Below are 21,130 nucleotides of genomic sequence, written 5' to 3'. Positions count from 1 at the left end.
ACCTGTTGTTTGGGTTATTCGCCAAAATATTCCACGTAAATACGTGAAGTTTCATACAATTTAATACAATGCAGCTTTACCTGCGCCGGTAAATGTGGTTGCAACTGTTTCCAGATGCCGATGGCCAGGTTTTCAGTACTGCACAACTGGCCGGCCATGAAATCTACATCCATGTTCAGGTTTTTGTGATCCAGTTGATCAATCACATGCTCCTTGATGATCACACTCAGCTTTTTTACATCATACAAAAAACCGGTATCAGGGTCGGGATGGCCCTTGATGGTAACAAATAATTCATAATTATGCCCATGCCAGTTCTCGTTGGCACAAACACCGAATACCGCTTCGTTCTTTTCTCTGCTCCAGGCCGGATTAAAGAGTTTATGGGCCGCATTAAAATGTTCCAGCCTTGTTAAGTACACCATTCTTCGCTAAAAATTTGGGCAAAGTTAAGAAAACTCGCGAAGTCGGAAAGTTGGCCGGTTTTCCTAACCTTTGCATACATGCGCATCACCATCACTTCCGCTACCGTTGGGGAATGGATGCCCTCCTTTCTCCAGGTCAATCCCCTTTATACCGGGCAAAGCCACCGGCTGAAACTCAGTTTTCATCAATGTGGTGTGGGTATGCTGGCAACAGCGGTATCCTTATCGCGACTGATCGCGGAAGAAAAACCCGATCTGATCATACAGGCAGGTATTGCCGGCACTTTCGATACTAAAACCCCGTTGGGCAAACTGGTGGTTGTAAAAGACGAAACACTGGGTGATATGGGTGTGCAAGAAGATGGCCGATGGAAAGATATTTTCGATCTCAGGCTCGAAAAAAGCAGCTATCACCCTTTTGAAAAAAGAAGGCTGCCCAATCCCTGGCTGCCACAGTTCAACCTGCTGAAATTACCGGAGGTCAGCGCCATTACAGTGAATGAGGTTACCACATGTGCCGACAGGATGGAGCAGTTAGCAAAAAAATACAACCCGCATACCGAAAGCATGGAAGGCGCCGCACTGCATTATGTATGCAGGGAAGCGAATATTCCGTTCATACAGGTTAGGGCTATTTCCAATTATGTAGGCGAGCGTAACAAAGAGCACTGGAAGATCAAGGAAGCCATCGATAACCTCAACGAACATTTGTTGAAGTACATAGATAAGGTATACAAAATAAAATAAAATGACACTCGGTTTTTCTCCCTGCCCCAATGACACTTTTATTTTCGATGCCCTGGTCAATCACAAGATCGACACCGAAGGACTCGATTTTGAAGTAGTGCTGGAAGACGTGCAAACCCTCAACGAATGGGCTTTACAGGGAAAGCTGGATATTTCCAAGATCAGTTACGGCGTACTGCCCCTGGTGCTGGAACAATATGTGGTGCTGAACAGCGGTGGCGCATTGGGCGTAGGCGTAGGACCATTACTGATTGCCAAAAAAGCCATTGATATGGCCAATATTGACCAACTGACTGTAGCTATACCAGGCATCAATACCACTGCACATATTTTATTCTCACAGGCATTCCCCAAAGCCCAAAACAAATCATTCCGCGTATTCCATGAAATCGAGCAGCTGGTGCTCGACGAAACGGTTGACCTGGGTGTGATCATCCACGAGAACAGGTTTACTTACCAGCAAAAGGGATTGCATAAATTGATGGACCTGGGTGAATATTGGGAACGGCAAACAAAAGTGCCCATACCGTTGGGAGGTATCGTAGTAAAGCGCAATATGGAAACAGCGCTCGCTGAAAAAATCGACACGCTCATTCGCAAGAGTATTGATTATGCCTTTGCACATTATCCGCATTTATCTGATTATATCAAACAACATGCGCAGGAGATGAGCGAGAAAGTGATGCGGCAGCATATCGATCTCTATGTGAACAACTATTCTCTCTACCTGGGTACCGATGGCAAGCAAGCGGTACAAACATTACTGGATGTATATACCCGGATGAACAATACCGTTACTCCGGCAAACAAGGCCGTTTTTATTTCTTGAGTGTTTTACCGAAATTGCCTTTAAATCTGTTGTTTTGAAAAGACTCCGTTTGCTCTCGCTGGCGCTGTTGTCAGGCATGCTGCTGATAGCTGCCTGGCCGGTATCCCCCTTAACACCGCTGATCTTTATTGCCTGGGCGCCCTTGTTGGGTATTGCTGACCAGGATATCAAACGCAATCCTTTCTTCGGCTATACTTTTCTCACTGTTCTTTTATGGAATACCGGCACCACCTGGTGGATATGGAATTCCACGGATGTGGGTACCATCGCCGCTATCCTTACCAATACCTTGCTCATGTGTTTGCCCTGGTGGGGTTATCACATTTTCAAGAAAAAATACGGTCGCCGCTTGGGTTATACAGCATTGGTTTGTTTTTGGATGCTGTTTGAATACATTCATTTCAACTGGCAATTGAGCTGGCCATGGTTAACATTAGGCAATGCATTTGCATTGCATCCGGGATGGATACAATGGTATGAATATACCGGCGTGGCAGGAGGAACTTTGTGGGTATTGATCGGCAATATTTGGTGGTACGAGTTATTTCTTTCGTTACGCAATAACAGGCGAAAAACCATCAGGCTTTCCGTGCTTCTTATTACTTTATTCACTATTTCACTGAATGCATCCTGGCTGTTGCAGCCTGCAGAAAATAAAACCGCTGCTCCCGGCAATGTTGTCATTGTTCAGCCCAATGTAGATCCTTACGGTAAATATGCAGAGGGCAATGAAGCGGCGCAAGTAGCACAACTGGTGCAGCTATCCGAATCTGCCATCGATACGGCTACACGATTACTGCTCTGGCCCGAGACAGCCATGAGCGCACAGGAATGGCAACACCGTATCAAGGATAATCCCTTTTATCAACCCGTTTTTGCATTAGCAGCCCGTCATCCTCAACTCACTATTCTTTCGGGTATCGACAGTTATAAAAGTTATGGGACTACTTCATCAACCCTCACCGCGCGGCAAGCACCCGATGGCACTTATTATGATGCGATGAATGCCGCAGTGGTAATCAAAGACGGAGAACCACTTCAATTCTATGATAAAAGCAAACTGGTTCCAGGGGTGGAATCACTACCTGACTTCCTGCATTTCATGGCGCCGCTCTTTGAAAAATTCGGCGGCACCACCGGTGGTTACGGACGTTCCGCTGAATCATCGGCATTCCGGGTAAAAGGTAACCCTTACATCACTGCTCCTATTATATGCTACGAAAGTGTTTATGGTGAATATGTAGGCACCTATGTACAGAAAGGCGCCAACCTGTTAACCATCATGACCAACGACGGATGGTGGGGCAATACGCCCGGGCACCGGCAACACCTGCAATATGCACGCTTACGCGCTATTGAAACACGCAGGTGGGTAGCCCGCAGCGCCAATACCGGCATCTCGGCTGTGATCGATCCTTCGGGGAATATTCATGAAACACAACCGTGGGACCGGGCGGCTGTTATTAAATACAATATCCCCACAAGCAATACACTGACCTTTTATGTGCGCTATGGCGATTATATCTACAAAACCATATCACTGCTTGCTTTGTTATTGCTTGCCTGGCACTTATTGATGTGGGTCAAAAGAAAGTGGAGCAAATAATCATGCAACGTTTTTTCTCATACCGGCACCAAAGCATCTCCTATCGCATCGAAGGCGAAGGCAAACCAGTAATATTGCTGCATGGCTTCGGGGAAGACGGTCATATCTGGGACCGGCAAATTGCTTACCTGAAAGCATATTGCCAGCTCATTGTTCCCGACCTTCCCGGAAGCGGTTCTTCGCAAATACTCACTTCAACATCATCTGCCATTTCCATTGAAGATTATGCCGATTGTATCCATGCGCTACTGGAACATGAAAAAATAACTTCCTGCATCATGCTGGGACACAGCATGGGAGGATATATCATGCTGGCTTTTGCAGAAAAGCATCCCGCGCTGTTAACGGGCATTGGATTGGTACACTCCACCGCATTTGCCGATAGTACCGAGAAAAAACAGAACCGTACCCGGGGTATTGAACTCATGGAAACTTATGGTGGCCAGCAATTCCTGAAAACAACCATTCCTAATTTATTCGGACCGGCATTCAAACAAACACATCCCGAACAAATAGAAAACCTCATCGCAGCTGCTGCAGGTTTTTCTACACATGCATTGCAGCAGTATTATGCAGCCATGCGTGACCGGCCCGACAGGACCCATGTATTGAAAAGCAACCCGCTGCCTGTTTTATTCGTTATAGGAACAGCAGACGTAGCTGCTCCCATGAACGATGTTTTAAAACAAACGCATTTACCTTTAAAATCGTATATTCATATACTTGAGGGCGTAGGCCACATGAGTATGTGGGAGGCGCCGATATTATTAAATCAAAACCTGCTCTCTTTTATCAAAAGTTAGCTGTACCGCTTATGAAGAAACTGCTCTTCATAATAAGCATTGTACTATTTTCTTTGCCTGCTATTGCCAAGCATATTGCCGGAGGTGAATTGATGTATCAATACATGGGCGATGCCGGTGGCGGCAGCAGCAATTATCTCCTCACTTTACGGCTTTTCAGGGATTGCTTTTCTACAGGTCCGCTCCTCGAAAGGGAACAGGTGAACGTGGGCGTCTATGATGAAAACAATAACCTCATTAAAACTGTTCCACTGCCTATTTCAGGAGCCATCAGCACGCTTATACTCAACACTGGCGCTTTCCCTTGCCTGGTGGGGAATGTAAATGTTTGTTACCAGGTGGCTTTGTACACCAATACCGTAACCCTGCCTGATAATACCGGTGGATATACACTGTCGCGCACCGGTTGTTGCCGCATCGATAATATTTCGGGTTTGTCACAACCCAGTTCAGTGGGTAGTAATTATGTAACGCATATACCCGGAAGAAATACACTGCCAATAGGCCACAACAGCAGTCCTACTTTCAACATCAAAGACACCGCACTCGTATGTGCCAACCGTAAATTCTCTCTCGATTTCGGTGCCACCGATGCCGACAACGATTCGCTCAGTTATGCCTTCTGCAATGCTTATACTTCAAGGAGCGGTTCCAACAACCAACCGCCGGCTGCTGTCCTTTCATTGATCCCTATTCCTTATGCATATCCATACAGCGGTGCACAACCTTTGGGGCCAGGCGTTAGCATTGATGAAAAAACAGGCATGATTCAAGGAATTGCCCCGCCAGAAGGACAGTATGTGGTCAATGTATGCGTTACGGAATGGCGCAACGGGAATGCTATTTCTGAACACAGAAAAGATTTTATTCTCAAAGTGCAGAACTGTGATATTGCAGAAGCTGTTCTTCCTTCCAGGATCGTTCGTTGTGATACCAACCTCGTGAAGTTTGAAAATCTTTCAGTTTCATCGGCCATCACAAGCTATCGATGGGATTTTGGCGACCCGCGGAGCCCGGCTATAGACTCAACACCTACTCCTAGCCATGTTTATACAGATACCGGCACTTATATGGTTCGGCTATTCATCAAAGGACCTAAAGGTTGTACGGGAAGCGACAGCACCAAAGTGATGGTATACCCGGGATTCAAATCAGCATTTACCGTAAAGGGCAGTTGTTATTTCAAACCCTACCAGTTCACCGATGCCAGCTTTGCCAGGTATGGCGTGATCAACAGTTGGTCCTGGTATTTTAATGATGCTTCTACCGATGGCAAGGATACTTCTTACCGGCAAAATCCTTCTTACACATATAAGCAACCCGATACCAGCAATATACGGCTCATTGTAACCAGTAGCAAAGGATGTATTGACACTGCATTTCAAACATTGATCGTGAGAGATAAACCGTTCATTGCTATCCCTTTTCATGACACACTGATTTGCAGCATCGATACGCTTCCCATTAACGTGAAGGGTAACGGGAGTTTTTCCTGGCTTCCCAACAAAAACATCCTCCATTCCAATACCGCCAATCCGCTTGTATTCCCGCAAGACACTACCCGTTATATAGTAAGCTTGAACGACAACGGCTGCACCAATACCGATACTGTTACCGTGAACGTGTTGTCTTATATCACGGTACAATTAAGACCTGATACCATTGTATGCGCCACCGATACATTCCATCTGCATCCTATCAGTCATGCATTGAGTTATCAGTGGACACCGGTTGCATCGCTTAATAATCCATTGGTCAAATACCCGCTGGCCAGTCCGGCTGGTAATACCACTTACGCTGTTATTGCCAATCTGGGCAAATGTGAGGCTTCGGCACAGATCTTTGTAAAAGTATCTCCTTACCCCGTTGCGCGAATGGCCATACCCGATACAACCATCTGTTATGGTTCAAGGGTATCGCTCAAGGCTTCTTATACCGGCACGAATTATCAATGGTCGCCTGCTGTTTCACTCATCAACACGCGTACATTGACGCCCGTTGCAGGTCCGGGAAAAAGCACCCGTTATTTTTTCACAGTTACCGATACCGCAGCAGGCGCTTGCCCCAAGGCAGTGAGCGATTCTGTAAATGTTACCGTTATTCCTATGATCATGGTAGATGCGGGAAAAGATACTTCGGTGGTAGCAGATCAGCCTTTACAATTGAATGCTGTTGCACCTATGGCAAACCGTTTTTTGTGGGTGCCTGCAACCGGACTCAACCAGGTTAATATTGCCAACCCGGTTGCACAACTGGGTATTGATATCGATTCTATCCGCTACCGGGTGCTGGCTTATGGTGCAGGCGGATGTTACGGAGAAGATGATATAGTGGTGCGCATTTTCAAAACGCAGCCTGAAATATTCGTGCCCAGTGCATTTACGCCCAATGGAGATGGCAAGAACGATTTGTTGAAACCCATGATCGTAGGCATCAGCACGTTGCGGTATTTCAGGGTATTGAACCGGTGGGGACAAATCCTATTCAGCACCAGTGAAACAGGTAAAGGGTGGGACGGCACTTTTAATGGTGTAAACCAGGCCCCGGGTACTTATGTCTACATAGCCGAGGGAGTTGATTACATGGGTAAAGTTGTATTCCGGAAAGGGACTGTTGTATTAATTCGTTGAAGGTTTTGCTATTTGCTTCTTTGTAAAGCGTATTGCGTAATATCTCCACTTTTGTAAAGCTAATTCCTTATAAGACACAGGGGTTTTGCAGGGATCAAAACCATAGTTGAACCACATTAAATCCACATTAGAACCACATTTATGTTGTTTTACTGTGTGTTTAATGTATATTTAATGTGTTATTAATCTCTGTTAAACCCGGGCAAGTTCCCTGTAAATACACAGTAAGGTTCGGCCCGGCAAATACATGCTTATGGCACGTTATACTGATAAAGGCATTAATGGAACGGTGGGCCCCGTTGTTTTATACACCATGAATGGCCAGCAATACATGCGGTCCAAACCTAGTCCGCGCCCCCGCAGAAAGCAACCTTCTCCCGGTACTGTGGCCACTACCAGTATTTTCGGACTGGTTTCAACCTGTGGCTCTGATATGATGGGAGCCGTTCGTAACCGCTTCCTGTATCCGTTCCGGCTGGCAACTTACAATACCGTCCGTGGCTGGATGCGCAATCAATATGCCTATTACCACCAGGCGCCGGAATGGAAGCTGGTCGTAAATGGTGGCGATATGTGCCAGTTGAACCGCGAGGCCAACCTGGCCGGGCACTTGCGAACCAACCTCTCAGTAACCGATACCGGTATGGGTAAAATTGAACTGTTTATGGATGCGCTTGATCCCAGGCGTGGTGTAAAAGCGCCGAAAGGAACGACAGCTGTAAATATCAAAGCGGTGGCTGCGGCTACAGCTTTCGACAAAAATCATTACCATACTGTGGTGGCAGAAGAACAGTGGCTGGTTCCTTATTCCCAACAAATGCTTCCTCCTAAAAAGATGCTGCTCGATACTGGTGCGCAGGCCGGGGATATTGCTATTGTGCTGGTGGCGGTGGAATATTGTACGGGACATCCACTCTCTAAAGATTATTCTAAAGAATTGCGCAACCTGCCCGTTGCCATTGTTGCCATGGGTAGATTGAACCCATGAGTTTTATCAAAATGCTAACTTGCAGATGCTGTACTTTCATATTTCAGCATGAAAAAACTATTCTTCTTTTTATCCTTATTGTTTTCTACTCATGTTTTTGCAGGGCATATAGCCGGTGGGGAAATTTATTACAAATACTTAGGTCCGGGAAGTGCAACCGGGAGTTCAAGATATAGTATTACGCTGAGGTTGTTCAGGGAGTGCAATCCACCCCCTCCGCCCGGTGGTACAGGGGTAGCACCGCTGCCTGCAAGTGTATTATTGAATGTTTACAATAACACATCTCCTTCTTCCCAGTACGGATCGCAACTGACTGCCCAGTTGACCGGAGGCTTTCAACAACTGGCAATCACTACTCCTAATCCTTGCATTACTAATCCGCCAAGCGTTTGTTATCAAATAGGCAGCTATACCATTTCTTCCATTGAACTACCGAATACTGCTGCCGGGTACATAGTGGCATATCAGACCTGTTGCAGAACTTACGGGATTGATAACTTACAGGGGGTACAGATACCAGGTGTTAGCTACATTACCGATGGCGCCACCTATACCTGTCAGATACCCGGTACCAGTCAGCTTTCATTGGGTAACAATTCCAGCCCGGTCTTTGCATTAAAAGACACCACGCTTATATGTAATGCCTCTCCGTTTAAACTAGATTTTAGTGCAACCGATCCCGACCCTGGAGATTCTTTGTCTTACGCTTTTTGTGCCGCATATGATAGAGGTAATACGACGAGCGCAGGCTCAACCAATTACAGTTCTCCACCTTTCAATAACATTAACTATGTTTCGGGATTTAGTGGTGCGCAGCCATTGGGGCCTAATGTAACCATCGATCCGGTTACAGGCATTATATCTGGGCGAGCCCCAGCAACCGGACGGTATGTTGTAACCGTTTGCATCACTGAATGGAGAAATAAAATACCCATCTCTATCCACAGGAAAGACTTTACGCTCATTGTAAAAGACTGCCAGCTTACCACTGCACAGTTGAAACCCACTTATGTTAACTGCGACAGCTCTTCTGTTTACTTTGAAAACCAGGCGGCCAGTCCCATTACCTCCTATCTCTGGGACTTTGGAGAAAAAAACAATACCACTTCAACACAACCAACCCCCACGCACCAATACCAGGATACCGGCACTTATGTTTTAAAACTGAAAGTAACCAATGCGGCCGGCTGCCAGGATTCTACTACTGCCACCGTGAAAATATATCCGGGCTTTACACCTCAATTCAATATCAAGGGAAGCTGTTATTTCAACCCTTATCAATTCTCCGATGCTACCATAGCGAAATACGGCGCCGTAACCAGTTGGCGCTGGAATTTTGGTGATACTACCACATTGGCAGATACGGCTACCAGTAAAGACAGCGCCTGGAAATATCCGGCTCCCATGAACGCGAAAGTTACGCTGGTGGTTTCCAGCAGCAAAGGCTGTCGCGGCTCTATCACGCAGGTATTGAATGTAGCCGATAAGCCAACCGTTAATCTTCCTTTCAGAGACACACTGATCTGCAGTATCGATACATTGGCATTGAAAGTAAACACCTCAAACAGCGCAACAGTTAATTGGGTACCTAACAATGCGGCCAATCGGGCCCGCATATTGATGGCGAACACGGCGAATCCATTGGTCTTTCCAAAAGACACTACGAGCTATATTGTTACCATCAATGACAATGGTTGTATCAATTCAGATTCGGTAAAAGTGAATGTGTTGAATTATATTACGGTGCAGTTGGGTCCTGATACCACGATCTGTGCTACCGATTCCGTCACATTGCATCCTGTCAGCTACGCCTTGAGTTATCGATGGAGTCCCGCTTATGGATTGAACAGTACCACCATTAAGAATCCATTGGCAGGTCCGTTGGTCAATACCACTTACCAGGTGGTAGCCAACCTGGGGAAATGTCAGGCCAATGCACAGATACAGGTAAAAACAGTTCCCTATCCGGTTATATCTGTTTTCTCACGCGATACCGCCATCTGCTATGGCAACAGTGTACCGTTGCATGCGAGTTCCAATGCCAGTGTCTTCAGTTGGTCACCTGCCGGAAGTATGATCCTGGCCAACACCCTGAATCCTGTTGCAGGTCCTGTACGCACTACCCGTTACATACTCACGGTACGCGATACCAGTGCGGCCAAATGTCCCAAGCCCGTGAGCGATACCGTAATGGTAACTGTTATACCACCTATTACCGTCAGCGCCGGAAGTGATACCTCTATACTGGCCAATCAACCATTACAGTTGAATGCAACAGGCTCAGGTACCCTTTTCAGTTGGTTCCCCGCTACATGGCTCAACAACCCACACATTGCCAACCCAATTGCTACTATACCCGCTTCGGTAGATTCTATCCGGTATAAAGTGCGTATTACCGACAGCATCGGTTGTTATGGAGAAAATATGATGACGGTTCGCATTTACAAAACGGGGCCTGAAATATTTGTTCCCAGTGCTTTCTCGCCCAATGGAGATGGCAGGAACGACATACTCAAACCCATCATGGTAGGTATCAAACAATTGTTCTATTTCAGGATTTACAACCGATGGGGACAATTGTTGTTCTCTACTTCAGAAACCGGCAAGGGGTGGGATGGTACTTTCTCCGGCGTAAAACAGGCCAGCGGAACCTATGTGTATGAAACCCAGGGAGTGGATTATACCGGTAAAAACGTGCTCAGAAAAGGTACAACCGTATTAATCAGATAATGGCTCAATTAATCATGTTCCCTTCATTGAGCCATTGAGTATTGAGCTATTGAGCAATTCATTTTATCTTTGCAATATGAACAAGACCATCCTCATAACAGGCGCCACATCGGGTTTTGGAAAAGCCATTGCAGAAACATTCGCAGCAGCGAAATGGAATTGCATCATCACAGGTCGCAGGAAAGACAGGCTGGAAGCGCTGGCAGATACGCTGCGCATTCACCATGGAATAGAAGTGCTGCCCCTGGCTTTCGATGTTCAAAACCGGCAGGAGGTTTTTGATGCGCTCAGTAATTTACCCGATGCCTGGCAATCTGTTGATGTACTCGTGAACAATGCAGGGCTTGCATTGGGGCGCGATAGTTTTGAAAACGCCGACCTGAACGATTGGGAAACCATGATCGACACCAATGTAAAGGGGCTACTCTATGTAACCAAGGCCATGCTGCCTTATATGACAGACAGGAAGAAAGGTCATATCATCAACCTCGGTTCCACAGCTGCCAAAGAAGTCTACAAAGAAGGAAATGCTTACTGTGCCAGCAAACATGCAGTAGATGCGATCAGCAGGGCCATGCGTGTAGACCTGCTTCCGCATAAGATCAAAGTAACAGCCATCCATCCCGGCGCGGCAGAAACAGAATTTTCGATGGTGCGTTTCAAAGGAGATGAAACAAAAGCCAAACAGGTATATGAAGGCTTCGAGCCCTTGCGTGCACAAGACATAGCAGACATTGTATATTACGCTGCTACTTTACCGAACCATGTTTGTATCAACGACCTGGTGGTTACCTGTCTTGCGCAGGCCAATAGTTTTTATTTTCAGAAATAAATTCGTTCCAAACTTCTTCTACCACCTGGGCTGCGGGTTTGATGTCTTTAATTAGCGCGCTTACTTGACCTATTTCCAGCTCGCCTTCATCGAGGTTGCCTTCGAACATACCCTTCTTGGCGCGGGCCCTGCCCAGGAGTCGTTTTAATTCTTCTTCACTGGCTCCGCGCAGCTCTGCTTCTTTTACCTGTTTATAAAATGCATTGTTCAGCAGTCTTACCGGAACAATTTTTTTCAACGCCAATTGCGTGTCGCCTTCAACCGAAGCTACGATCGCTTCTTTAAAAGCCAGGTGTGATGAAGCTTCGGGCGTACAAACAAAACGTGTTCCCATCTGAACACCATCAGCACCCAGCACCATAGCTGCCAGCATCTGTTTTCCGGTTGCAATGCCACCGGCGGCAATAACAGGTATGGTTACTGCATCGCGCACAGCAGGGATCAATACAAAACTGGTGGTCTCTTCCCGCCCGTTATGGCCGCCCGCTTCAAATCCTTCCGCTACCACTGCATCACAACCTGCTGCCGCGGCTTTTTGTGCAAACAAGCTGCTGCTCACTACATGCACCACCGTAATGCCCTTTTCTTTTAAAAAGCCGGTCCATGTTTTGGGATTGCCGGCGCTGGTGAACACAATGGGCACCTGCTCTTCCACGATGATATCCATGAGATCTTTGATATCGGGATATAGCAAAGGCACATTGACGCCAAATGGCCTGTTGGTAGCAGCTTTGCATTTTCGGATATGTTCGCGCAATACTTCCGGATACATACTGCCGGCTCCCAGCAATCCCAATGCCCCGGCATTGCTCACTGCACTGGCAAGCCTCCACCCGCTGGCCCAGATCATGCCGGCCTGAACAATGGGGTACTCAATGTTAAACAGTCTTGTTATAACGTTGCTCATAATATTTTTAATTGCGCAATGAATATAACACGTCATTGAGCCATTAACCAAAGTCAATCTCCGTATTATCGCCGATATTCAAACTCCGGCTCAACCCTTTTACAGATGCATCACTGCCGATGAGCGAGTTGTCAAGCACCACTTCATACAGGCTGGTAAAAGAACCAATGATGCTGTCGCGCACGATGGAATGTTTGATAGTGGTATTGGCACCGATGGCTACATGCGGACCAATGATGGAATTGGAAATATCGCAGCCCGGCGCAATGCTAACGGGTGGTATGATGATGGTATCTTTAAATGAGTGGTCTGTTCCTACATTGCCGCCGAATTTTTTCAGCAGGGTGGCATTGCTTTCAAGCAGGGTTTCCTTCCTGCCGCAATCGAACCAGTTCTTTACTTTGAAAGCCTGGAATTTAGCGCCCTTGCCAATCATGCAGTCCAGCGCATCGGTAAGGTTGTATTCACCGTAAGTTCTGATGTTCTGTGTAAACAGGTGATGGAGACATTCGAAAAGAAAATGTGTTTCTTTTATTTTATACAACCCCACCAGGGCCATATTGCTTTTGGGGATCGACGGTTTTTCTATCACCTGTTCAATAAAACCATCTTCGCCAACAGTAGCTACACCAAAATTACGCGGGTCGTCTACTTTTTTGATGCCCAGCATGCTATAGGGACTGTTCACCACTTCTTTTACATCGTATTCGCAGATGGTGTCGCCCAACGCCACAAAAACCTCATCATCTCCTACAATACTGCGGGTAAGTTCTATGGCATGGCCCGTTCCCTGGCGCTCGTTCTGGTAAACAAAATGCGTGATCAGGTTCGGGTAAGTCTGTTTTACATAATCCTGGATCTTTTCGCCCAGGTACCCCACAATGAAAATGAACTCATGAATACCCGTCTCATGCAATTGATCTACTATATAACTCAATATGGTCTTGCCGGCGATGGGTATCAAGGCCTTGGGTTGGGTGTAAGTATGGGGCCGCAACTTGGTTCCGGCCCCCGCAACGGGGATGATGGCTTTCATGATCTCAATGGAGAGCCGAAAATAGGGAAAACTATTGAGGTATAAATTAACTGGCCCGGGCAATCAATTAAGATTTATTTTTGCCGCAAATTCTTACCAATATGCAAAAAGACACCGTGGTATTCGACATCATCAGAAAGGAATTAGAAAGGCAGCGCAGGGGCATTGAGCTGATCGCCTCTGAAAATTTCACCAGTCTGCAGGTGATGCAGGCGATGGGAAATGTGATGACCAACAAATATGCCGAAGGATACCCCGGACGTCGTTATTATGGTGGATGCGAGATCGTAGACCAGACAGAACAGCTGGCCATCGACCGCCTGAAAGCCATTTTTGGTATAGAGTATGCCAACGTACAACCCCATAGCGGCGCGCAGGCCAATGCAGCAGTGATGCTGGCCATCCTGCAGCCGGGAGATGATATACTGGGACTCGACCTGAGCATGGGCGGTCACCTTACCCATGGCTCGGCTGTTAACTTCAGCGGCAAGCTCTACAAACCGCATTTTTACGGGGTAGGAAAAGAAGATGGCCTGGTTGACTACGATATGCTGGAAGCCAAAGCCCGCGAGATCAAGCCCAAACTCATCATCTGCGGTGCCAGCGCTTACAGTCGCGATTGGGACTATGTCCGCATCCGTAAAGTAGCCGATGAAGTAGGCGCTTTTGTAATGGCTGATATTGCCCACCCTGCCGGACTGATCGCTAAAGGATTACTGAAATCTCCCTTCGACCACTGTCATTTTGTGACTTCTACCACACACAAGACCCTGCGCGGACCCAGAGGTGGTGTGATTATGATGAAAAAAGATTTTGAGAACCCATTCGGACTCAAAGATGTTAAAGGCAACCTGCGCCTCATGAGTAACCTGATGGATATGGCCGTATTCCCCGGAACACAGGGCGGTCCGTTGGAGCACGTGATCGCAGCCAAAGCAGTGGCTTTCGGAGAAATACTCACTCCCGAATTCCTGACCTATCAACAGCAAGTGCAAAAAAATGCACAGGCTATGGCCAAAGCTTTTACCGATAAGGGTTACCAGATCATCAGCGGTGGTACCGACAACCACCTGATGCTGATAGACCTCCGCAACAAGAACATCAGCGGTAAAAAAGCAGAACAGGTATTGGAGCACGCCGATATCACCGCCAATAAGAACATGGTGCCTTATGATGACAAGAGCGCTTTTGTTACATCGGGCGTTCGTTTTGGTGTGGCTGCCATCACCAGTCGTGGCATGAAAGAATCCGATATGCAGTTTGTGGTAAATGCCATTGATACCGTGCTGATGAATGCAGACGATGAAGCCCTGCATCGCAAAGTGAAACAAGAAGTGAACGAATTCATGACCCAGTTCGTATTATATCCTGAAATGGGGTAAAAATCAAAATCCTAATTGTTTATGGTGCAACGTATTCAAAGCCTCTGGCTACTGTTCGCCGGTATATGCGGCTTCACTACCCTCAAGCTGCCCTTTTACATTGGCAGTAAAGGCAATACACCGGCCGAAGACTTTACCGCAGTGAGCAGTACTTACCTGATGATCCTGGCTGTAGCTATAGCGGTAATAGCATTGATCGATATCTTCCTGTATAAAAACCGCGGACTGCAGCTCAAGTTGGGACTGGCTGGTTTTGCCGGAAGCATCCTTTACCTGGGACTGGCTTTTTCCAGAACCAAGCAATACGATTCCGGTGGCATTGCACTGACTTCCATCTTCAGCTTTGCAATACCTGTCTTCTACCTCCTGGCCATCAGGGGCATTTATAAAGACGAAAAACTGGTTAAAAGCGCCGACAGGTTACGATAGATTCAAACCTTATGGATGCCGTTTTTGATGGCATAAAGGGCGATGCCTACCATGTTCTTTGCTCTTGTTTTTTCGAGGATTCTTTCGCGGCATCCTTCCACAGTACGATGGCTGATGCCCATTTTCTCACCGATCTCACGGGTAGAGTATTGCCGGCAGATGAGTTTAATGATTTGGATCTCTTTGGGTCTAAGTGGTGTTTTCATAGTAGTACAAATAAAACCAATATTTAGGACATTAGGAAGCGTCCCGTATGGCTTTCACCCACTTTTTTTAACCCCGCCGGTGGACCGGTATACACCAATTGCCCCCCTGCATCCCCTGCTTCTGGTCCCAGGTCTATGACCCAATCGGCCGAACGTATCACATCGGTATTGTGCTCTATCACGATCAGTGAATGCCCCTGTTCAATGAGGGCATGAAAGGAAGCCAGCAGTTTTTTAATATCATGAAAATGAAGGCCGGTAGTGGGTTCATCAAAAATGAACAACACATGCCCGATGCCTTTCCCCTTACCCAGGAAACTGGCCAGTTTCACACGCTGGGCTTCACCGCCGCTCAGGGTATCACTGCTTTGTCCGAGTTTCACATAGCCCAGTCCCACGTCCTGCAACGGTTGTATGGCCTGGCGGATGGCTTTCTCTTCACTGAAAAATGTAATGGCATCATCCACGCTCATATCCAGCACATCGTACACCGATTTGCCTTTATATTGTACTTCCAATACTTCCTCCTTGAAACGTTTGCCACCACAGGATTCACAGGTGAGGTGCACATCGGCCAGGAACTGCATTTCAACTACCTGTTCTCCCTCTCCCTTACAGGTATCGCAGCGGCCGCCATCTACGTTGAACGAAAAATGTTTAGCCTGGAACCCGCGCATCTTCGATAGCGGCTGCCGGGCATAGAGATCACGTATATGATCGTACGCTTTGATATAGGTTACCGGGTTGCTGCGCGACGATTTGCCGATCGGGTTCTGGTCCACCAGCTCTATCTGTGCAATGGCATCTACATCGCCGCTGATCATTTTGTGCATGCCTACTTTATCGGCGAATTCTCCTTTCAATTTCTGTAATGCAGGATACAATACCTGTTTCACCAGGGTTGTTTTACCGCTTCCACTAACACCACTCACCACACATAAAAGATTCAGGGGAAAATCAACCGTAATATGCTTCAGGTTATTTTGACTCGCTTCTTCCACCCTGATGTATCGCTGCCATTTACGCACCGATTTAGGCGGCTCGATCTTATATTCGCCCGATAAATATTTACCAGTAAGGCTTCGGGGATTGGCCACCAGTTCTGCATAATTACCGGCCGCTACCACTTCCCCTCCAAGATGCGAAGCCAATGGTCCCATATCGATGATATGATCTGCCTCACGCATCATCATCTCATCGTGCTCCACTACCACCACCGTATTACCCAGGTTACGCAGCGATTTCAATACAGCGATCAGTCTTTCCGTATCCCGGGAATGCAGGCCAATAGAAGGCTCATCCAGTATATAGAGAGAATTGGTAAGGTTACTGCCCAGGCTCCTGGTTAGTTGAATACGCTGGCTTTCACCGCCACTCAGCGAATTGGCCAGGCGACTGAGTGTAAGATAACCCAATCCCACATCGATGAGTGTTTGCAATCGCTGGTGTATTTCAAGCAGGATCCTTTTTGCCACCTGCTGATCGTGCTCCGATAATGTCAATGCATTGAACCATGTTTTCAGGTCGCGCACCTGCCAGGTGCATAATTCGCCAATATGATGGTTGCCTACCTTTACATAGAGCGCCTCTTTGCGCAGGCGGTAGCCTTTGCAATCCGGACAAATGGTGCGCCCCCTGTAACGGCTCAGCAACACACGGTACTGCACTTTGTACAGGTTCTGTTCTACTTCTTTGAAAAAATCGTGGATGCCATACACCTTACCATGTCCATTCCACAATTGCTCGTATTGTACAGCGGTGAGTTCGGCTATGGGTTTGTGAACGGGAAAATTGAATTGGGCCGCACCTTTGATAAACTGCTCTTTCCACCAACCCAGTTTTTCTCCTTTCCACGGAGCAACTGCTCCTTCGTATACACTGAGCCGCCGGTTGGGTATCACCAGGTCGGCATCGATGCCCAATACCTGGCTGAAGCCTTCGCAGGTTGGACAGGCGCCGAAAGGATTGTTGAACGAGAACAGGTTCGGCACCGGTTCTTCAAACTGCATCCCGTCGAGCTCAAACTGGTTGCTGAAATGATGTAAATTTTCTCCATCCACTTCGAGATAGGTATTGCCTTCTCCCTCATAAAATGCAGTGCCGATGGAATCGGAAAGCCGGTGCAGGTCATCCTGGTCAAAGGCCTTGGTAACAACACGATCGATCAGCACCATGGCCTGGGCCGATAATTGCGCTTTCAGTTGTTTGTCGTTCAGCTCCAGCAGTTCTTCAATGCGCAACAGTTGGCTGTCTTTACCATCGGCATGGCGCATGTAAATACGGGAGAAACCTTTTTGCATGAGTATGTTCAGTTCTTCACGCAGGTCTCTTTTAGCATGCTGCTTGAAAGGTACCAGGATCACCACTTTCGATCCTGCTTTTAATTGTGTGATGGCAGCCAGCACATCAGCTACATCGTCTTTCTTCACTTCCCGCCCGCTGATGGGGGAAATGGTTTTGCCCGCACGGGCATACAGCAAACGCAGGTAATCGTAGATCTCCGTCATGCTGCCTACCGTACTGCGGGGTGTGCGGGTGATCACTTTCTGTTCTATCGCAATAGCGGGACAAAGTCCCTTGATATAATCCACATCAGGCTTCACCATGCGGGCCATGAACTGGCGCGCATAAGCGCTCAGGCTCTCGGCATACCTGCGCTGTCCTTCTGCAAAAAGCGTATCGATGGTCAGTGAAGATTTACCACTGCCCGATACACCCGTAACCACAATAAGTTTATTCCTGGGAAATGCAACGGTTACATTCTTGAGGTTATGCACCCTGGCACCTTTTACAATGATGCTGTCGTCTGCTCCGTTCAATGATTTACTGCCTGCCGCCTTTGTTTTCGTTGCCATAATATTTAGCAAATTAAAACATTCCTGATGCTTTCCTAACCGTTCCACACATCTTTAAAAATGTGCATAACTACTACCCTTAAAAACAATCTTTTCCACAAAAGGAATGCAGGTAGAAAAGATGCCTATTTTGAAGTTGGAAAATTTTAATATCCAATATCCTACTGTTTTTTTCGCCCATTCAAATGCCCATATCATGAAAACTTTGGACTGCATGTCTGATACCGAACTGATACTTTCCTTCCAGGAGGAGGGCAATATTGGCTCCTTCGAAACACTCGTGAACCGTTACAAAGAAAAGGTGTTCACTTCCATACTTTTCTTTGTGAAAGACAGCTACCTGGCAGAGGATCTTTTCCAGGATGTTTTCATCAAGATCATCGATACCCTTCGCAACAAAAGATACGCAGAAGAAGGCAAATTCCTTCCCTGGGCTTTGCGTATTGCACATAACCTTTGCGTGGATCATTTCAGGAAGATCAAACGGACGCCGGCCATCAGGACCAGCGACGATAAAGATATTTTTGAAGTACTGCAACTCACGGAGGAAGGTCCTGATAGCAAACTGGTACGCGGGCAAAGCCACGAGCGAGTACGCCGCATGCTGGACCTTTTACCAGAAGAACAGCGCGAGATCATCATCCTGCGCCACTATGCCAACATGAGTTTCAAAGAGATCGCGCAAATCACCAATTGCAGCATCAACACTGCATTAGGCCGCATGCGTTACGGCCTCATCAACATGCGCAAAATGATGTTGGAAAAACAGATCGCTCTCTGATTACTTATCCCCGTTACCACATTTAAGCCAACTGAGGTATTCTTTCGCATCAGGTGTATAGCCTACCGGATGATTGATCAGTTTCTCATCTGTATCGAGTACTACATAAAGCGGTTGGGTAGACTGGTTGAAGTTTTCTGTTTGAAAGGTTGCCCATTTATCGCCTACTGATACAATGTCTTTGTTAGCGCCTTCTTTTGTTTGATAAGTGAACCGTTTTTCAGCAGGCAGTTTTTCTTTATCATCCACATAAAGTGAAACCAGTATATAATGTTCTTTGATGTAATTGTACACATCGGGCTGCGTCCATACATTCTCTTCCATTTTACGGCAATTCACACAGGCCCATCCGGTGAAATCGATCAGCAATGGTTTGTGTTGTTCCCTGGCCATTTGCAGGGCTTTTGCATAATCGTTCATCACATTGGCTTCTAATCCTTTGCCGTGTACATTTTCTTTGCCATAAACGCTATAACTCAACGGGGGCGGAAAACCACTGAGGAATTTCAGGTTCGCGTATTTCGATTGGGTAACACCGGGTATCAGGTAAAGGGTAAAGACTAATGCAATAACCCCCGCTATTTTTCTGCCCCTGCCGATCTTCATTCCTTTATAATCATGTGGCAGGCGAAGTATACCAAAAAGATACAGCGTAAGTCCCAGCCCGGTCAATATCCATATACCAATGAACACTTCGCGTTTGAGTAAGCCCCAGTGCATTACCAGGTCGGCATTGGAAAGAAACTTGAATGCCAGCGCCACTTCTGCAAAAGCCAATACTTTTTTAACCGTATCGAGCCAGCCACCCGATTTGGGCAGCGATTGCAACCAGTTGGGGAATATCGCAAACAATCCGAACGGCAATGCCAGCGCCAGGCCAAAGCCTGCAAGACCGGCCGTCAGTTGCCAGGCACCTCCGCTTAAAGAGCCCACCAGCAAAGAGCCCAGGATCGGACCTGTACAGGAGAACGAAACAATGGCCAGTGTAAGTGCCATGAAGAATATACCGCCGATGCTGCCCAATCCACTCTTGGAATCGGCTTTGCTGGCGATGCTTCCGGGCAAACTGATCTCAAAAAAGCCAAAGAAAGAAAGCGCGAAAAAGATGAAAATGATAAAGAAGATAATGTTGAGCCAGGAGTTGGTAGAAATATTATTGAATATCTCTGGCTGCACATTCCCGAGCACATGAAAAGGAATGCTGGCCAATACATAGATCAGGAAAATAAAGAACCCATACAATATACCATTCCGGATGGCTTGCCTTTTATTATTCGCTTTCTTGGTGAAGAAAGAAACCGTTACCGGTATCATGGGAAACACACAGGGTGTTAACAAAGCAATCAATCCGCCCATGAACCCCAGGAAAAAAACAGTCCACAACCCGTTATCCGCAATATGATTCTGTTCACCGCAAGCTTTTTGCGGATGCCGCAGGTCTACCTGCTCTAACCGTATCTTCGTATCGGCTGTACTTGCTGCTGCTACACCTCCTTCCAATGCAGTTTCAAAAGCCTGTTCCGATGTATTGAATTCATCTCCTTTGCGCAAATAAACATTCATGGTGCCCTTCAATACGGCGGGTACATACCCTTGTATCTTTACCTGCTGCCTTATTTCAACATGGTCTTTGAAAACACGCACCTGTTTGTTGTCAAAGACAGGGTCTTTCACCAATTCAGGCGCTCGATCAAAAGCTGCTACTCCCTGTGCTTTGGCATTTTCATAGGAGAATGCAAAAGGAGCCGTCTCCAATCCTTCTATATCACTATTGTTTCCATACAGGAGCCATCCGGCAGGAATAGTCGTCTTTGCCGATAATTCATACAAGCCTTCGCCTGTTTTTTTAGCGGTTACTTTCCAATGCAGCAGGCTGTCCGTTGCCTGTGCAGTAACCAGCAGGCATGCGAAAACAGCAATACAGGATGTATATAGTTTTTTCAT

At 46.9% G+C, this 21,130-nt stretch carries 17 protein-coding genes; 11 read left to right on the top strand and 6 right to left on the bottom strand.

Features of this window, described 5'->3' with window-relative positions; all coding sequences use genetic code 11:
• Window positions 1-14: 14 nt before the first annotated feature.
• Window positions 15-425 (bottom strand): 6-carboxytetrahydropterin synthase, encoded by a 411-nt coding sequence (locus tag SEDOR53_RS0108060; protein ID WP_026769272.1) that lies wholly within the window; start codon window positions 423-425, stop codon window positions 15-17.
• 78 nt (window positions 426-503) lie between these two features.
• On the opposite strand from SEDOR53_RS0108060, the gene mqnB reads away from it, so the two are divergent.
• The 8 genes from mqnB to SEDOR53_RS0108020 all read left to right on the top strand — a co-directional run bounded on the left by mqnB (window position 504) and on the right by SEDOR53_RS0108020 (window position 11,590).
• The gene (gene mqnB, locus SEDOR53_RS0108055) at window positions 504-1,172 is read left to right on the top strand and encodes a futalosine hydrolase (RefSeq protein ID WP_026769271.1); all 669 of its coding nucleotides are present in this window, start codon (window positions 504-506) and stop codon (window positions 1,170-1,172) included.
• A 1-nt stretch (window position 1,173) separates the two neighbouring features.
• The gene (locus SEDOR53_RS0108050) at window positions 1,174-2,001 is read left to right on the top strand and encodes a 1,4-dihydroxy-6-naphthoate synthase (RefSeq protein WP_026769270.1); all 828 of its coding nucleotides are present in this window, start codon (window positions 1,174-1,176) and stop codon (window positions 1,999-2,001) included.
• A gap of 34 nt (window positions 2,002-2,035) precedes the next feature.
• Window positions 2,036-3,607: an apolipoprotein N-acyltransferase gene (lnt, locus tag SEDOR53_RS0108045; protein ID WP_026769269.1), complete on the top strand. Its 1,572-nt coding sequence runs from the start codon at window positions 2,036-2,038 to the stop codon at window positions 3,605-3,607.
• A gap of 2 nt (window positions 3,608-3,609) precedes the next feature.
• Window positions 3,610-4,410 (top strand): alpha/beta fold hydrolase, encoded by an 801-nt coding sequence (locus SEDOR53_RS0108040; protein ID WP_026769268.1) that lies wholly within the window; start codon window positions 3,610-3,612, stop codon window positions 4,408-4,410.
• Between the two features lie 11 nt (window positions 4,411-4,421).
• A complete protein-coding gene (locus SEDOR53_RS18535; protein ID WP_026769267.1) occupies window positions 4,422-7,040 on the top strand; it encodes a PKD domain-containing protein in 2,619 nt (872 codons plus the stop codon).
• 253 nt (window positions 7,041-7,293) lie between these two features.
• A complete protein-coding gene (locus SEDOR53_RS0108030; protein WP_037360810.1) occupies window positions 7,294-8,028 on the top strand; it encodes a hypothetical protein in 735 nt (244 codons plus the stop codon).
• 48 nt (window positions 8,029-8,076) lie between these two features.
• Window positions 8,077-10,758 carry a PKD domain-containing protein gene (locus SEDOR53_RS18530; protein WP_026769265.1) on the top strand — a complete coding sequence of 894 codons (2,682 nt, stop codon included), beginning with the start codon at window positions 8,077-8,079 and terminating at the stop codon, window positions 10,756-10,758.
• 76 nt (window positions 10,759-10,834) lie between these two features.
• Entirely contained in the window at window positions 10,835-11,590 is a 756-nt protein-coding gene (locus SEDOR53_RS0108020) for an SDR family NAD(P)-dependent oxidoreductase (protein WP_026769264.1), read from the top strand.
• On the opposite strand, the gene SEDOR53_RS0108015 is transcribed toward SEDOR53_RS0108020, so the two are convergent.
• A complete protein-coding gene (locus tag SEDOR53_RS0108015) occupies window positions 11,547-12,497 on the bottom strand; it encodes a nitronate monooxygenase family protein (RefSeq protein WP_026769263.1) in 951 nt (316 codons plus the stop codon). The genes SEDOR53_RS0108020 and SEDOR53_RS0108015 overlap by 44 nt on opposite strands.
• Before the next feature lie 43 nt (window positions 12,498-12,540).
• Window positions 12,541-13,596, bottom strand: a complete 1,056-nt coding sequence (locus SEDOR53_RS0108010; RefSeq protein WP_232214735.1) for a sugar phosphate nucleotidyltransferase — start codon at window positions 13,594-13,596, stop codon at window positions 12,541-12,543.
• A gap of 38 nt (window positions 13,597-13,634) precedes the next feature.
• On the opposite strand from SEDOR53_RS0108010, the gene glyA reads away from it, so the two are divergent.
• Both glyA and SEDOR53_RS0108000 read left to right on the top strand, forming a co-directional pair.
• On the top strand, window positions 13,635-14,915 hold the full coding sequence (gene glyA / locus SEDOR53_RS0108005) for a serine hydroxymethyltransferase (protein WP_026769261.1): 1,281 nt from the start codon (window positions 13,635-13,637) through the stop codon (window positions 14,913-14,915).
• Between the two features lie 21 nt (window positions 14,916-14,936).
• The gene (locus tag SEDOR53_RS0108000) at window positions 14,937-15,344 is read left to right on the top strand and encodes a DUF4293 domain-containing protein (RefSeq protein ID WP_026769260.1); all 408 of its coding nucleotides are present in this window, start codon (window positions 14,937-14,939) and stop codon (window positions 15,342-15,344) included.
• 2 nt (window positions 15,345-15,346) lie between these two features.
• Here SEDOR53_RS0108000 and SEDOR53_RS0107995 read toward each other — a convergent pair whose 3' ends face one another.
• Window positions 15,347-15,550 (bottom strand): response regulator transcription factor, encoded by a 204-nt coding sequence (locus SEDOR53_RS0107995; RefSeq protein ID WP_026769259.1) that lies wholly within the window; start codon window positions 15,548-15,550, stop codon window positions 15,347-15,349.
• Between the two features lie 23 nt (window positions 15,551-15,573).
• Complete coding sequence (gene uvrA / locus SEDOR53_RS0107990; protein ID WP_037360807.1) at window positions 15,574-18,405, bottom strand: excinuclease ABC subunit UvrA; 2,832 nt, start codon at window positions 18,403-18,405, stop codon at window positions 15,574-15,576.
• 214 nt (window positions 18,406-18,619) lie between these two features.
• Between uvrA and SEDOR53_RS0107985 the strand changes: the two genes are divergently transcribed.
• Window positions 18,620-19,186 carry an RNA polymerase sigma factor gene (locus SEDOR53_RS0107985; RefSeq protein WP_369751286.1) on the top strand — a complete coding sequence of 189 codons (567 nt, stop codon included), beginning with the start codon at window positions 18,620-18,622 and terminating at the stop codon, window positions 19,184-19,186.
• Here SEDOR53_RS0107985 and SEDOR53_RS0107980 read toward each other — a convergent pair whose 3' ends face one another.
• Window positions 19,187-21,130 carry a protein-disulfide reductase DsbD gene (locus tag SEDOR53_RS0107980; protein ID WP_026769256.1) on the bottom strand — a complete coding sequence of 648 codons (1,944 nt, stop codon included), beginning with the start codon at window positions 21,128-21,130 and terminating at the stop codon, window positions 19,187-19,189. It abuts the gene before it with no gap.

The organism is Asinibacterium sp. OR53 (assembly GCF_000515315.1).
Taxonomy (GTDB): domain Bacteria; phylum Bacteroidota; class Bacteroidia; order Chitinophagales; family Chitinophagaceae; genus Sediminibacterium.
Note: the sequence above shows the minus strand (reverse complement) of the source record. Positions and strands in the feature narration are given on the sequence as shown.

What these genes read in the sequence shown, in the direction of transcription:
- SEDOR53_RS0108060 (WP_026769272.1), bottom strand. Translation starts at nt 425, where the DNA reads ATGGTGTACTTAACAAGGCTGGAACATTTTAATGCGGCCCATAAACTC.
- mqnB (WP_026769271.1), top strand. Translation starts at nt 504, where the DNA reads ATGCGCATCACCATCACTTCCGCTACCGTTGGGGAATGGATGCCCTCC.
- SEDOR53_RS0108050 (WP_026769270.1), top strand. Translation starts at nt 1,174, where the DNA reads ATGACACTCGGTTTTTCTCCCTGCCCCAATGACACTTTTATTTTCGAT.
- SEDOR53_RS0108040 (WP_026769268.1), top strand. Translation starts at nt 3,610, where the DNA reads ATGCAACGTTTTTTCTCATACCGGCACCAAAGCATCTCCTATCGCATC.
- SEDOR53_RS18535 (WP_026769267.1), top strand. Translation starts at nt 4,422, where the DNA reads ATGAAGAAACTGCTCTTCATAATAAGCATTGTACTATTTTCTTTGCCT.
- SEDOR53_RS0108030 (WP_037360810.1), top strand. Translation starts at nt 7,294, where the DNA reads ATGGCACGTTATACTGATAAAGGCATTAATGGAACGGTGGGCCCCGTT.
- SEDOR53_RS18530 (WP_026769265.1), top strand. Translation starts at nt 8,077, where the DNA reads ATGAAAAAACTATTCTTCTTTTTATCCTTATTGTTTTCTACTCATGTT.
- SEDOR53_RS0108020 (WP_026769264.1), top strand. Translation starts at nt 10,835, where the DNA reads ATGAACAAGACCATCCTCATAACAGGCGCCACATCGGGTTTTGGAAAA.
- SEDOR53_RS0108015 (WP_026769263.1), bottom strand. Translation starts at nt 12,497, where the DNA reads ATGAGCAACGTTATAACAAGACTGTTTAACATTGAGTACCCCATTGTT.
- glyA (WP_026769261.1), top strand. Translation starts at nt 13,635, where the DNA reads ATGCAAAAAGACACCGTGGTATTCGACATCATCAGAAAGGAATTAGAA.
- SEDOR53_RS0108000 (WP_026769260.1), top strand. Translation starts at nt 14,937, where the DNA reads ATGGTGCAACGTATTCAAAGCCTCTGGCTACTGTTCGCCGGTATATGC.
- SEDOR53_RS0107995 (WP_026769259.1), bottom strand. Translation starts at nt 15,550, where the DNA reads ATGAAAACACCACTTAGACCCAAAGAGATCCAAATCATTAAACTCATC.
- uvrA (WP_037360807.1), bottom strand. Translation starts at nt 18,405, where the DNA reads ATGGCAACGAAAACAAAGGCGGCAGGCAGTAAATCATTGAACGGAGCA.
- SEDOR53_RS0107985 (WP_369751286.1), top strand. Translation starts at nt 18,620, where the DNA reads ATGTCTGATACCGAACTGATACTTTCCTTCCAGGAGGAGGGCAATATT.
- SEDOR53_RS0107980 (WP_026769256.1), bottom strand. Translation starts at nt 21,130, where the DNA reads ATGAAAAAACTATATACATCCTGTATTGCTGTTTTCGCATGCCTGCTG.